This is a genomic window from Ralstonia sp. PBBBR1, from assembly GCF_002256165.1.
In the GTDB taxonomy this organism is placed as follows: domain Bacteria; phylum Pseudomonadota; class Gammaproteobacteria; order Burkholderiales; family Burkholderiaceae; genus Ralstonia; species Ralstonia thomasii.
In genome coordinates, this window is sequence record NZ_NKIL01000008.1 from 135,880 (window position 1) to 148,991 (window position 13,112).

Annotated in this window: 9 protein-coding genes, 1 tRNA gene and 1 pseudogene; 10 read left to right on the top strand and 1 reads right to left on the bottom strand. The window is 63.3% G+C overall.

Annotation, left to right across the window (positions count from 1 at the left end; translation table 11 throughout):
* Positions 1–40 precede the first annotated feature (40 nt).
* The 3 genes from CFE42_RS16265 to dnaG all read left to right on the top strand — a co-directional run bounded on the left by CFE42_RS16265 (position 41) and on the right by dnaG (position 3,699).
* Positions 41–1,264, top strand: coding sequence for an NAD(P)/FAD-dependent oxidoreductase (locus tag CFE42_RS16265; protein WP_004631066.1), 1,224 nt, complete (start codon positions 41–43; stop codon positions 1,262–1,264).
* A 132-nt stretch (positions 1,265–1,396) separates the two neighbouring features.
* Positions 1,397–1,846 (top strand): GatB/YqeY domain-containing protein, encoded by a 450-nt coding sequence (locus CFE42_RS16270; protein ID WP_037044215.1) that lies wholly within the window; start codon positions 1,397–1,399, stop codon positions 1,844–1,846.
* Positions 1,847–1,887: 41 nt separating this feature from the next.
* Positions 1,888–3,699 carry a DNA primase gene (gene dnaG / locus CFE42_RS16275; RefSeq protein ID WP_004631061.1) on the top strand — a complete coding sequence of 604 codons (1,812 nt, stop codon included), beginning with the start codon at positions 1,888–1,890 and terminating at the stop codon, positions 3,697–3,699.
* A 108-nt stretch (positions 3,700–3,807) separates the two neighbouring features.
* Here dnaG and CFE42_RS16280 read toward each other — a convergent pair whose 3' ends face one another.
* A complete protein-coding gene (locus tag CFE42_RS16280) occupies positions 3,808–4,188 on the bottom strand; it encodes a hypothetical protein (RefSeq protein ID WP_235201989.1) in 381 nt (126 codons plus the stop codon).
* On the opposite strand from CFE42_RS16280, the gene rpoD reads away from it, so the two are divergent.
* The 7 genes and pseudogenes from rpoD (at position 4,181) to CFE42_RS16315 (ending at position 13,109) form a co-directional block, all read left to right on the top strand.
* Positions 4,181–6,502: an RNA polymerase sigma factor RpoD gene (rpoD, locus tag CFE42_RS16285; RefSeq protein WP_232295854.1), complete on the top strand. Its 2,322-nt coding sequence runs from the start codon at positions 4,181–4,183 to the stop codon at positions 6,500–6,502. The genes CFE42_RS16280 and rpoD overlap by 8 nt on opposite strands.
* 108 nt (positions 6,503–6,610) lie before the next feature.
* Positions 6,611–6,698: transfer RNA gene (locus CFE42_RS16290), tRNA-Ile, on the top strand.
* Positions 6,699–7,437: 739 nt separating this feature from the next.
* Positions 7,438–9,033, top strand: coding sequence for a DUF2957 domain-containing protein (locus CFE42_RS16295; RefSeq protein ID WP_004631057.1), 1,596 nt, complete (start codon positions 7,438–7,440; stop codon positions 9,031–9,033).
* Positions 9,034–9,123: 90 nt separating this feature from the next.
* Positions 9,124–10,383, top strand: a complete 1,260-nt coding sequence (locus CFE42_RS16300) for a DUF2957 domain-containing protein (protein ID WP_004631055.1) — start codon at positions 9,124–9,126, stop codon at positions 10,381–10,383.
* Positions 10,384–10,457: 74 nt separating this feature from the next.
* Positions 10,458–11,282 carry an OmpW family outer membrane protein gene (locus CFE42_RS16305; RefSeq protein ID WP_004631054.1) on the top strand — a complete coding sequence of 275 codons (825 nt, stop codon included), beginning with the start codon at positions 10,458–10,460 and terminating at the stop codon, positions 11,280–11,282.
* Positions 11,283–11,394: 112 nt separating this feature from the next.
* Positions 11,395–11,884, top strand: a pseudogene (locus tag CFE42_RS16310) (hypothetical protein); the annotation flags it as partial.
* 214 nt (positions 11,885–12,098) lie between these two features.
* The gene (locus tag CFE42_RS16315; protein ID WP_004631051.1) at positions 12,099–13,109 is read left to right on the top strand and encodes an MBL fold metallo-hydrolase; all 1,011 of its coding nucleotides are present in this window, start codon (positions 12,099–12,101) and stop codon (positions 13,107–13,109) included.
* Positions 13,110–13,112: the final 3 nt, after the last annotated feature.

Below are 13,112 nucleotides of genomic sequence, written 5' to 3' on the forward strand. Positions count from 1 at the left end.
AAATGCGCGGTTTCTTCAAGAATAGGGCGGCGCAGCGATCATGATGCGGTGCGATGTAGCGGTGATCGGCGCAGGCGCGGCCGGGATGATGTGCGCGGCCGTGGCCGGGCAGCGCGGCGCACGTGTGGTGCTGATCGACCACGCGACGAAGCTGGCCGAGAAAATCCGCATCTCCGGCGGCGGCCGCTGCAACTTCACCAACGTCAACGCGGGCCCCGCCAACTACCTGTCGAACAACCCGCACTTCAGCCGTTCGGCGCTGGCGCGGTATACGGCGCAGGACTTCATCAGCCTTGTCTCCAGCTACCGCATTCCGTATCACGAGAAGCACAAGGGCCAGCTTTTCTGCGACGACAGTGCGGAAGACATCATCCGCATGCTCGAAACGGAATGCGAGCGGGGCAACGTCATCTGGCGCACCGGCTGCGCGATCGCTGAAGTCGGCAAGGACGGCGAGGCCTATCGCCTGTCGACCAGTGCGGGCGAGATCGTCGCCAACAAGGTGGTGATCGCCACGGGCGGCCTGTCCATCCCCAAGATCGGCGCGACCGATTTCGGGTATCGCATTGCGCGCCAATTCGGTTTGAAGATCGTTGAGACGCACCCGGCATTGGTGCCGCTCACCTTCAACGCCGAGCATTGGGCGCCGTTCTCGGCGTTGTCGGGCGTGTCGATGGAAGTGGACGTGACCGTTGCGCAGCCTCCCGGCAAGGGCGGTCGCAAAGGGAGCGCGACGATGTTCCGCGAAGACTTGCTGCTGACCCATCGCGGGCTGTCGGGGCCGGCCGTGCTGCAAATCTCCAGTTTTTGGCATGCCGGCCAGCCGCTTCTTATCGATCTGCTGCCGGACACCGACGCCGGGCAGTGGCTGTGCGATGAGAAAACCGGCTCACGCAAGCAACTCGGTACGGTCCTGGCGCAGCGCCTGCCGGAACGCGTCGCGCAGGCATGGTGCGCCACGCACGGCGCCAACCCGCAGGCGCCGATTGCCGAGCTGCCCGACAAGGTGCTGCGCACACTTGGCGCCGCACTCAACCGCTGGGAATTGACCCCGTCCGGCAGCGAAGGGTATCGGAAAGCCGAGGTGACGCGCGGCGGGGTCGATACGCGCGCGCTGTCATCCGCCACCATGGAGGCCCAATCGGCACCCGGCCTGTACTTCATCGGCGAGGTGGTCGACGTGACAGGCTGGCTCGGCGGCTACAACTTCCAGTGGGCGTGGGCTTCGGCCGTCGCGGCAGGAGAGGCTGCCTCGGCCCGTTGATCCCCCACGGATCTGTCCTGGAACTGTTCGGGTTCTGTGCTACGATCAGTGATCCATTTTTCAAAGTTTGCAACCCGCTGGGCCTACCGTCCAAGCGGGTTTTGCTGTTTATCGGAGTTCGGAATGTCGCAGTTGTCCCTCAAGGCACAGATCACGGAAGACATGAAGGCCGCCATGCGCGCCAAGGAAACGGATCGTCTGGGCACGATCCGCCTGTTGCAGGCTGCCATCAAGCAGCGCGAGGTGGACGAACGCATTGAACTGGATGACGCTGCCGTGCTGGCCGTGATCGACAAGATGCTCAAGCAGCGCAAGGATTCCATCACCGCATTCGAGCAAGCCGGCCGTGACGATCTCGTCGCCAAGGAAGCGGCAGAAGTCGCTGTGCTGCAGGTCTATATGCCCGCACAGCTGTCGGAAGCCGAAGTCGACGCTGCGGTGCGTGACGCCGTGGCCAAGGTCGGTGCCTCGGGCCCGCAGGACATGGGCAAGGTGATGGGCGTCCTCAAGCCGGCCCTGGCTGGCCGTGCCGACATGACGCAAGTCTCGGCACGCGTGAAGGCCGCCCTGACCGGCGCCTGAATCCCCCTCCACCCTCGCAGCATCCAAGGGGCGCACTCCGCGTGATCCCGCAGCCGTTCATTGACGACCTGCTCAACCGCGTCGATATCGTCGACGTGGTGGGCCGTTACGTGCAATTGAAGAAGGGCGGCGCCAACTTCATGGGGCTGTGCCCGTTCCATAACGAGAAATCGCCGTCGTTCTCGGTGTCGCCCACCAAGCAGTTCTATCACTGCTTCGGCTGCGGCGCGCATGGGTCGGCCATCGGCTTCCTGATGGAGTTTTCCGGGCAATCGTACGTCGAGGCCATCAAGGATCTTGCGCAGTCCGTGGGCATGGTGGTGCCCGAAGAGCGCGGTGGCCTGCCGCCCGCCGCGCGTGCGGAGCAGCAAGCCAAGACCGTCGCACTCGGCGACGTCATGGCCCGTGCCTGCGACCACTACCGCAAGCAATTGCGCAGCGCCCCCAATGCCATCCAATACCTCAAAGGCCGCGGCCTGACCGGCGAGATCGCCGCACACTTCGGCCTCGGCTATGCGCCGGACGATTGGCAATCGCTCGAAGCCGTGTTCGGCCCATACCGCGAAGACGCCACTGCCGCACCGCTCATCGAAGCCGGCCTCGTCATTGAAAGCGAGAAGACCGGCGCCGATGGCTCGCACCGCCGCTACGACCGCTTCCGCGATCGCATCATGTTCCCCATCCGCAATACCAAAGGCGTAGTGATCGGCTTTGGCGGCCGGGTGCTGGGGCAAGGCGAGCCGAAATATCTCAACTCCCCCGAAACGCCGCTGTTCAGCAAGGGCACCGAGCTGTACGGGCTGTTCGAGGCACGCAACGCCATCCGCGAGTTCGACTATGTGCTGGTCGTGGAAGGCTATATGGACGTCGTCGCGCTGGCGCAGCTGGGGTTTGCCAATGCGGTGGCCACGCTGGGCACGGCGTGCACGCCGACTCACGTGCAGAAGCTGCTGCGGCAGGTCGACACCGTCATCTTCTCGTTTGATGGAGATAGCGCCGGGCGCCGCGCCGCACGTCGTGCGCTCGAAGCCTGCCTGCCGCACGCCACCGACAACAAGACCATCAAGTTCCTCTTCCTGCCCGCCGAGCACGATCCGGACAGCTTCGTGCGCGAAGAGGGCACCGAGGCCTTCGCCCGTGAAGTGCACAACGCGATGCCGCTGTCGCGCTTCCTGCTCCAGGCGGTGACCGAAGATCTCGACCTGCGTCAACCCGAGGGCCGTGCCCGCGCCCAATACGAGGCCAAGCCGCTGCTGAGCGCCATGCCCGCCGGCGGCCTGCGCCTGCAGATTGTGCGCGGCCTGGCCGACATGACAGGCACCACGCCTGCCGACATCGAAGCGCTATGTGGCCTTCGCAGCGACCCGGCCCAAGCGGGCCGCATGACGCAAAAGCGGCCCCGCGTGGCGCGCACCGCACCTACGGCGCTTGAGCAGAAGGTGTTGCGCCTGCTGATGCGCTATCCCGCGCTGGCCGCTCGGCTCGACGCCGATGCCCGCGCCCAGTTGACAGCGCCGCAATTGCCCCAAGGTGAGGTATTGGCGGTGCTGCTGGGCGAATGCGATGCTGTGGGTCCGGAAGTGCACTTCGGCGCCTTTGTTGAGCGCTTGGGGCAGACGCCCTATGCCGAGGCCTTTGCCGGGCTGCGCACGGCTGTGCTCCAGGACGACATCGAACTGGAGCCGGCCATGTCCGAATTCGACACTGCCGTACAAAAGATGCTCGCCGAGCCGCTCAAGCGCGAGCTGGAGATGTTGCAGCGCAAGATGGAAGCCGGCCATGCCGGCGACGACGACAAGGAGCGCATGCGCTGGCTGGTGGGCGAAATCAGCCGCCGCCGACAGCTCGTGTAGCGCATGCGCCGCAGAGGCAAGCTCCAAGCGGGGCGGGCAATTGCGGGTAGCCCCTTGATTTCTCAGGCGAAAACCCGACTTTCGTTTAGACCGGCTTGGTCTGGCGTGCTAGAATAACCGGTTTGGATTGCAAGTCCTTTTTCCCATTTTTGGGGGAGTGAGCGTGCCCATGGTGAAGGTGAAGACCTCCGCGAAGGCCGGTTCCAAGGCCAGTCCTGCTTCTGTTTCTGCCAAGCGATCCTCATCGGCGCGCGGCTCGGGAGGAGGAAAGCCACCAGCGGGAACGGCGAAAGTCGCAAATGGTCGGATCCATATGGGGCAGGCAGGATCGACAGGGGTGAAGGCCACTGCGCCGGCAAAGACGGGGAAAACCCAGCCGCGCCAGACCGCCGATATCGCCGTCGCCGCCAAGACTGTCAAACCGACAGCGCGCACAAAGGGCGCGATCCAATCTTCAACCTCAGGCAAGGTCTCGACGTCGATGAGCACGAGCGCCAGACCTGGCGGCACAGCCGCTTCCGTCGCACTCAAGGGCAAGACAACCACCGTGGCGAAATCGAAAGTTACCGAAGTCGAGAGCAAGCAGACCCCTGCCAGCGCAAGCGCAACCAAGACGGGTACCGCTCGTACCAACACCGCAGCCAAGCCAGCCAAGGCGGCCGCGGAAGACACCAAGCGCACCGCCCAGGCAGAGGCCACCCCCACAACTCCTCCCGCGCCCCGCGCCGAGGCAGCAGCCGAGCCCAAGAAGCGCGGCCGCAAGCCCAAGGCAGAGACGCAGGCAGACGACAGCAGCACGGACGTGACTGAAGAATTTGACACCCCCGCCGCTCCGGCACCGAAAACCGAAAAGCTGAAGGCCCGTGACCGCAAGGCCAAGGAAAAAGCCCTGCTCAAGGAATTCGCTGCCTCGCAGCAAGGCGGTTCGGAAGAAGAGCTTGAGGCCCGCCGCCAGAAGCTCAAGGCGCTGATCAAGCTGGGCAAATCGCGCGGCTACCTGACCTACGCCGAAATCAACGACCACCTCCCCGACGACATGGTCGATGTGGAGTCGCTGGAAACGTTGGTTGCCACGCTCAACGACATCGGCGTTGCCGTGTACGAGCAGGCGCCGGACGCCGAAACGCTGCTCCTGAACGACAACGCACCTTCCGTGACCACGGAAGAGGAAGCTGAAGAAGAAGCTGAAGCCGCGCTGTCGACGGTTGACTCCGAATTCGGCCGCACGACCGACCCGGTGCGCATGTACATGCGCGAAATGGGCACGGTCGAGCTGCTGACGCGCGAAGGCGAAATCGTGATCGCCAAGCGCATCGAAGCCGGCCTGAAGGACATGGTCATGGCCATCTCGGCCTGCCCGGTCACCATCTCCGAAATCCTCGCCATGGGCGAGCGCGTTGCCAACGACGAAGCCAAGATCGACGAGTACATCGATGGCTTGATCGATCCGAACGCTGAAGCCGATGCAGCCGCTGCTGCTGAGGAAGAAGAGGAATTCGAGGAAGAGGAAGCCGAAGAAGAGGGCGACGAAGAGGAAGACGAGGACGATGAAGGTGCCGGCGCTGCCGCAGCTTCGGCCCGTCAACTCGAAGAGCTCAAGCAGGCTGCGCTGCTCAAGTTTGGTGTGATCGGCGAGCAGTTCGACAAGATGCGCCGTGCGTTCGAGAAGGAAGGCTACAAGTCCAAGCCTTACGTGAAGGCGCAGGAAGCCATCCAGGCCGAACTGATGACGATCCGCTTCACGGCACGCAACGTCGAGCGCCTGTGCGACACGCTGCGCGGCCAGGTGGACGAAGTGCGCAAGCTCGAACGCGCCATCCTGAACATCGTGGTGGACAAGTGCGGCATGCCGCGCAGCGACTTCGTTGCGCGCTTCCCGGGCAACGAGACCAACCTGAAGTGGATCGAGACCGTGGTGGCCGACGGCAAGCCGTACAGCACCATCGTCGAGCGCAACGTGCCGGCCGTGCACGAACTGCAGCAAAAGCTGATCGACCTGCAGGCACGCGTGGTGCTGCCGCTGACCGAGCTGAAGGACGTCAACCGCAAGATGTCGGAAGGCGAGCGCCGCGCCCGTGAGGCCAAGCGCGAGATGACCGAGGCCAACCTGCGTCTGGTGATCTCGATCGCCAAGAAGTACACGAACCGCGGTCTGCAGTTCCTCGACCTGATCCAGGAAGGCAACATCGGCCTGATGAAGGCGGTGGACAAGTTCGAATACCGTCGCGGCTACAAGTTCTCGACGTACGCCACGTGGTGGATCCGTCAGGCCATTACGCGTTCGATCGCCGATCAGGCGCGCACCATCCGTATTCCGGTGCACATGATCGAGACGATCAACAAGATGAACCGCATCTCGCGTCAGATCCTGCAGGAAACCGGCAACGAGCCGGATCCGGCAACGCTGGCCGAGAAGATGGAGATGCCGGAAGACAAGATCCGCAAGATCATGAAGATCGCGAAGGAGCCGATCTCCATGGAAACGCCGATCGGTGACGACGACGACTCCCATCTGGGCGATTTCATCGAGGACACGAACACGCTGGCCCCGGCCGAAGCGGCGCTGCATGGCTCCATGCGCGGCGTGGTGAAGGACGTGCTCGATTCGCTGACGCCGCGCGAAGCCAAGGTGCTGCGCATGCGTTTTGGTATCGAGATGAGCACCGACCACACGCTGGAAGAAGTCGGCAAGCAGTTCGACGTGACCCGCGAGCGTATCCGTCAGATCGAAGCGAAGGCACTGCGCAAGCTGCGCCATCCGAGCCGCTCTGACAAGCTGAAGAGCTTCCTCGAGGGAAGCTGATCCTGTAGCGAAGCAGGCGATTTTCCGAGTGGGCTCGCGCCCCCTTTCAGGTAAAATCCCGCATCGGGCCCGGCCTAAGCGCCGGGTCTCTTTTTTTCTCGTTTTACAGGGCCGGACGCCGTGCTGGTTGCAGGCAGCGGACTCATAATCCGCCTCCGAAAGGACACCGTGGGTTCGAATCCCACCCGGCCCACCATTCTTTCCCCTGCTGCCTTTTCTTCCCTTTCATCCGCGTTTGTTTGCCATTTCATGTGGCGGCTTTTTCTTTTTCTTACGCGCGTTATTGTTTCGGGATCGTATTTTGCTACCGCAGTTGCTCTCGGCGAAATATATTCATTTCGACATAATTAAATAAGCCGCATTGCGCGGGCATTCCCCCCAACCGGAGGGGGAGTTTAAAACGCTTCAAACGAAACGGTTTCATTTCCTCGTTTGAAAATCCGCGAAACCGCGCCGCGCCTGCTTGTGCGGGGGATTGCCGCCGCTGTTTTGAATGAAATCTCTATTTACTTCATACTCCGGGCGGACCATAGTTTCGGCCATAACGATAAGTAAATAGCCAGTAGCGTACCCTTCGGAGACACAGGATGTTACGCATTCAAAACGGGCCCTTCCAGCATTCCGCTTCTGCGCGTGCCCACGCGCGTCATCGCCATCGTCGTCACTGCAGCTGCAGTGGCGAGGCGCGTCCACGCTAGCACCTTTACCTCGATTCTCTTGGGATCGGCGCCCGGCCGATCTGCGTGATACCGGCTGACCGTCGGGTAACGCGACCCAAGCACGTCTGTCGTTTTTGTCGTTTGCAGGTCGATCTGCCGACGGGGCAGGTCGTGCGCTGTCGGCTGTCGTTTGCCGACAGGCGGGGGTATTGACCGGCCGTTGCACACATTCGCCGGCCCAAAACGCAACAAGTTCCAAAACATGAGGAGACAACCATGGGTAGCCGACGTCATCTTTTTGTTGTCATGGCAACCAGTTGCCTGGTGGCCACGCCGTTCATTGGCGGGTGCGGTGGGGCGGATGACCCCGGCTCGTCGGATGTTGCGCAGTGTTCGGGGAGTTCTTGTCCGCCTAGCGGAGCGAACACCACGCCCAGCACGCCAACCAGTCTGTGCCCGGCGGCGCTGGACTACACGACTACGTACACCGGCGGCTCGGGCAGCGGCGAGTACATCAAGGTCAAGTTCGACACGAGCAAGAACACGTACCAGATGCAGTTCCTCGAGTCGTCGGTGCCGACCTCGGCGGGCCAGGTCAATACGACGCGCAAGGGATTGATCATCGACGGTACGTTCGTGCATCCGGCCAACTTACCGACCCCCGAGCAGAACCGCTGCGCTTTCGTGCTGCAGTCGGGCAAGACGGCGGACAACAGCTACTCGATCACCGTCAATCCGCAGGATCCGCCGATGCTGTTTGTCGGTCAGGGCATCGTGGGGGGCGGCATCCCGGGGGCGACCATCCAGTTCGCAGGCATCCAGCCGATTCCGGGCGTCGTGATTGGCGCAGTGCCGTCGCGAACGTTCGATTTCTATCCGTTCCTGGGCTTCTCCGAGACGGTGACGGATTTCTCGCAGGTCGCGGGGCGCTACAACCAGGTCGGCGTGCATGTCACGCCCACGGGTTCGGGCAACCAAACCTCGGCGCCGCAAGGCTGGCAGCCCGATGCCGTCAACTGGACGCAAACGTTAAAAGCGGACGGCTCGTGTACGGCCGAAGGGATCGACTATTCCTGCCACACGACGGGCACGCCCTGGACGCTGCGTCAGAACACCGATGGCTCGCAGGACAACGTGTTTGTCAGCAACCCGACCAGCAGCAACGTGCCGTATCCGTATGTCGGCCAGGTCTCACCGCTGGTGCTGCTGGCGCCGAGCCAGGCCAAGGGCATTCTGATTGCCGGCAAGCTCAACGGACAGGTCGTGCCGGTGGTGATCCGTGTTGGCTATTCGCACAGCGATCCGACAAACCTGCTGGCTTCGGTGGCGGATGACCAGATCGGCATCTCGATCCTCTCGCCGGCAACGGCGATCCCGGCCAATGCGCTCAAGGGCGGTTTCGTTGGGGCGACCAGCGGCTCGGCTTGCGGCGTGGTCACCAACAACGGCCCGAGTGGTGCGCCTGCCAGCGGCAACGGCTTGAACGCTACGGTTGATCACCCGGAACTGTCCGGCTCCTTTAGTGGGGGCTTCTTCCACGCCAATGCCGGCAACTGCAGCGACGGGACGGCCGTGTCGACACTCGCCGCCAACTACACATCCACGTTGTTCCAGAACGGCACCGCGGCCTTCATCAACCCGCTCACATCGCGTGTGACAGCGCAGTTCGGGCTCGACTACACGCAAAGCGCGCCGGGCAAGCTGATCGTGACCGCGCAGAACGACTTCAACGCGCAAGGCGCCAGCGGCAACGTCGCGTTGTTCAAGGCCGGCGACACCGGCGTGGCCGTCAAGGTGGGCAACGTGTACGCAATGCTCATGAACAACAACAAGTACAACCCGTTCTTCACGGTCGGCGCATTTGTCCAGTGAGGCGCGCAGCAACGAAACCACATGCGGTGGCGTGCGTGACCTGTGCACGCTGCGCTGCCGCGGCTGAACAACAACATGGAGGAGACGCAAATGCAATGGCGTAAATGGTTGGTCGTGCTCGCGTGCGCACCGATGGTGACAGCGTGCGGAGGAGGCGGCGATGATCCGCCGCCCCCGGTGATCCAGCGCCTGTGTCCGCAGGCCATCGACTACAACACCGTGTTCACCGGCGGGTCGGGCTCAGGTGAACTCGTGAAGGTTCAGCTCGACACGACGAAGATGACGTACCAGATCACATATCTGGCCTCGCCGATTCCGGTCAAGACGGGCACGGTGGCGCCCACGCGCGATACGGCGCCCAACAACGTGCAGACCGGCACGCTCACGCAAGAGACGGCGCTGCCGACCGAGAAGCTGAACCAGTGTGCGTTCCGCCTGAACAACGCGAGCCTTGATCCGAGCCGTCCGGCGCGGTTCTTCCTGGGGCAAGGCGTGCTGGGCGGCACGATTCCGGGGGCGACGATCCAGTTCGACGGCATCGTTGGCGTGGGCAAGATTGCGCAGACCACGTTCCCGTATTACCCGTTCATCAGCTTCTCGAACACCGAGACTGATCTGACCAAGATCGCCGGCAACTACAACCAGCTCGGCTACCACCAGGTGCCGTCGCAGAACTTCTCGCAGCAGGCGGTCGATGCGCGTTTCACCATCAACGCTGACGGCACCTACACCGAGTGCGACAACCTGGGCGTGAAGAACGGCGGAGCCTGCCTGACGTCAAGCGCGACGGTCAACCAGAAGCTGACGCTGCGCGGCGACGCGCCGGCCTTCACCACGCTGAACTATCAGCCGCAGGTGCCGGCAACCGTGTCGTCGCTCGATCCGGCCAAGGCGGGCAAGGGCGTGATGATCGTGGGCAAGCTGTATGGCCAGCTCGTGCCGATCTTCATTCGCGTCGGTGCGGCCAATTCCGACTTGACGGCCGGCCCGCCGGTGGCAGACGACGAGTCCGGCATTTCGATCATGGCACCGGTCGGCAACATCGCGCAGGGCTCGCAAGACGGCGAATACACCGGTGTGGACAGCACGTTCAACTACCGTGCCACGGCGCTGGTGGGCGCGCAGGCCACGATGCTCGATCCGTTCAACGCGTCGCAGGCCGCGCTGGCGCGACCGCTGAACCTGGATTTCACGCAGACCGTCCCGGGCGTGATCCGGACCACGCAGACCAGCGCGCCGGCCGGCTCGGCCCCGACGGGCAAGCTGATCTTCACCGGCAAGACCTTCGGCTTCCTGGACATGAGCGATACGAAGAACCCGTACTTCACCGTGGGCGCCTTCGTGCAGTGACGTTTCCGGAAACACACGCCACGGGGCGCGGCACAGAGAACCGCGCTCCGCTCAGAACAACAGGAGGAAGCATCATGAAGAAACTGACTGTCGCATTGATGGCGGCCTGCGCATCCGCAGGCGCCATGGCGCAGCAGGCCGGTGACAACGTGGCGACGGTGGGCTGGTTCCACATCATGCCGCAGGACTCGAGCAACAACCTGACCACCAGCGTGATCAATGCGCCGATCAATGATCCGCTGCGCTTGCCCGGCAGCTTCACGTCGCCCAACAGCGGGCTGCGCGTAAGCAACGCCAACACGCTGGGCCTGACGCTCACGCACTTCTTTACCGACAACATTGCGCTGACCACGATTGCCGGCGTACCGCCCGAATTCAAACTGACCGGGCATGGCGTGATCCGGGCGCCGGGGCCCGCCGGCGCACTTGGTCACGTCGATCTGGACGATCCGTCCAATCAGCCCGCCGTGCGCAAGGCCCGCCAATGGAGCCCCGGGGTCATTCTGCAGTGGTACTTCGGGCACGCGCAGTCGACGTTCCGTCCGTTCGTGGGCGTGGGTGTGGTCTACAGCTTCTTCACCAACATCGAGCTGAATCCGTACTTTGCGGCGGCGGTGAACCGCGAACTGGGGAGCGTGCTGGCAGCGGGGGCGGGCAAGCCGGGGCCGACGTATGTCGAGGGGAAATCGTCTTCGTCGTGGGCGCCGATCTTCAACCTCGGTGCGAGCTACGCGATCAACAAGCAATGGGCATTGACGGCAACGGTCTCGTATCTGCCGCTCAAGACCGAGGCGGCGACCGTCATCAAAGCGTCGGATGGCACCACGCTGGCCACCACCAAGACCACGCTCAAGGCCAATCCGATCATCACGTTCGTTGGGGTGTCGTACAAGTTTTAGCCGGGTGTCGGCTGTCTGCGCCTGGCTAATCGGCGCGGCGTGATTCGAGCGGGAACCGGTTCGCGCCGCATTCTTAAGGCGGTTTCTACCGTCAGTTCTAGTGAGGCAATAAATGAGCACACGTAAAGTCGTATCTCTTGCAGTTGCACTCGCACTTGCCACCGTAGCAGCCACACCCGCACTTGCCGTCACCGTTTCGCGTGTCGATGGTCAACCGATGAACCCGAATGGCGAGCCGTTCTCGGTTACCGGGGCGACCACGCTGTCCAAAGGCGCCATCAGCGCCAATTGCACAGCGACCTTCACCGGCACGATCACGCCTTCGGGCATCGTCAACATCACGTCCACATCGTTTACCGGCGGCGGGACGTGCGGCCTCATCTCGGGCGCGACCCCGTGGACTGGCCAGGCCGACAGCACCACCCAGCTGTCGATCAACAACGCAGCCGTCAGCGTGTTCCTGCTGGGCAGCTGCGGCCCCAGCAAGGTCGTGACCGCCTGGAACGATCCGAACTCGTCGCTCACGTTCACCAACGCACTGCTCACGCCCGACTGCACGGTGCAGCGGCACGGTGGTATCGACGCCGAAGTTCCACGTGCAGTCAGCACGTACCTGGTTGACGGGCGGTTGCGCAGCCGCCGTCGATTGGTCTGAAGCATGGGCCCGGCCTGTCGGGCCTTGTTCTTTTCTGCGGGGCATGTTTCTCCCTGGGCAATACCCCTGTCGCCAATGGCGGCAACGCAATGTGCTGGGCGGTGGCATGATCCGGCTTTCGCCGCTGCACCGGGGCAGCGGTCTTTTCCAGGAGCCAAGACATGCGTTTGCTCACCTCTGCCGCCGTGGCTACCGCGATGGCGGCGTCCATCGGATTCGCCCACGCCCAACCCGCAACAGGCGCCGCCGGCCCTGCTGTCACGGCCGCCGCTACGCAGCAACGCACCCAGGTGCCCGGCTATTACCGCATGGCGCTGGGCGACGACGTTGTGACCGCGCTCTACGACGGCTACACCGATCTGCCTGCTAAGACCCTGCTTGGCCTGAACGCGCAATCGGTGCAGAGCCTGCTGGCGCGGATGTTTGTATCGAACACGCCGGGCATGCAGACGGCGGTGAACGGTTTCCTGATCGACACGGGTGATAAACGCATCCTCGTCGATACGGGTTCTGGCACGTGCTTTGGCCCGACGATGGGCGGCCTGGCCGGCAACGTTCGCGCGTCCGGCTACCAGCCCGAGCAGATCGACGCAGTGCTGCTGACGCACCTGCATCCGGACCATGCATGCGGCCTGTTGACGCCGCAAGGCCAACCGGCCTTTGCGAATGCGCAGGTGTATGTGGCCGCACCAGAAGCCGATTTCTGGTTGAGCGAAACGATCGCCGCTTCCAAGCCAAGCGACATGCAGCCGTTCTTCAAGATGGCGCGCGACTCTGTGGCGCCGTATGCGGCAGCGGGCAAGCTCAAACAGTTCAAGCCGGGCGACGAGGTCGTGCAGGGCGTGCGCTCGGTCGTCGCCAACGGGCATACGCCGGGGCATAGCGGCTATCTGTTTGCCTCGAAGGGACGCAGCCTGCTCGTCTGGGGCGATATCGTGCACAGTCATGCGGTGCAGTTCCAGCACCCCGAGGTCGCGTTCGAATATGACGTCGACAAGAAGGCCGCTGTCGCCACGCGCCGTAAGCTGTTTGCGGAAGCGGCGCGGGACAAGCTCTGGGTGGCCGGCGCACATCTGCCGTTCCCGGGCCTGGGCCACGTGCGCCGCGACGGCAACGCCTTCGCTTGGGTGCCGATCGAATACGGCCCGCTGCGCACGGACCGCGCTGATTGATTG

Coding starts and splice junctions, on each gene's coding strand:
- CFE42_RS16265 (WP_004631066.1), top strand. CDS start 41: ATGATGCGGTGCGATGTAGCGGTGATCGGCGCAGGCGCGGCCGGGATG.
- CFE42_RS16305 (WP_004631054.1), top strand. CDS start 10,458: ATGAAGAAACTGACTGTCGCATTGATGGCGGCCTGCGCATCCGCAGGC.
- CFE42_RS16315 (WP_004631051.1), top strand. CDS start 12,099: ATGCGTTTGCTCACCTCTGCCGCCGTGGCTACCGCGATGGCGGCGTCC.
- CFE42_RS16300 (WP_004631055.1), top strand. CDS start 9,124: ATGCAATGGCGTAAATGGTTGGTCGTGCTCGCGTGCGCACCGATGGTG.
- CFE42_RS16295 (WP_004631057.1), top strand. CDS start 7,438: ATGGGTAGCCGACGTCATCTTTTTGTTGTCATGGCAACCAGTTGCCTG.
- rpoD (WP_232295854.1), top strand. CDS start 4,181: ATGAGCACGAGCGCCAGACCTGGCGGCACAGCCGCTTCCGTCGCACTC.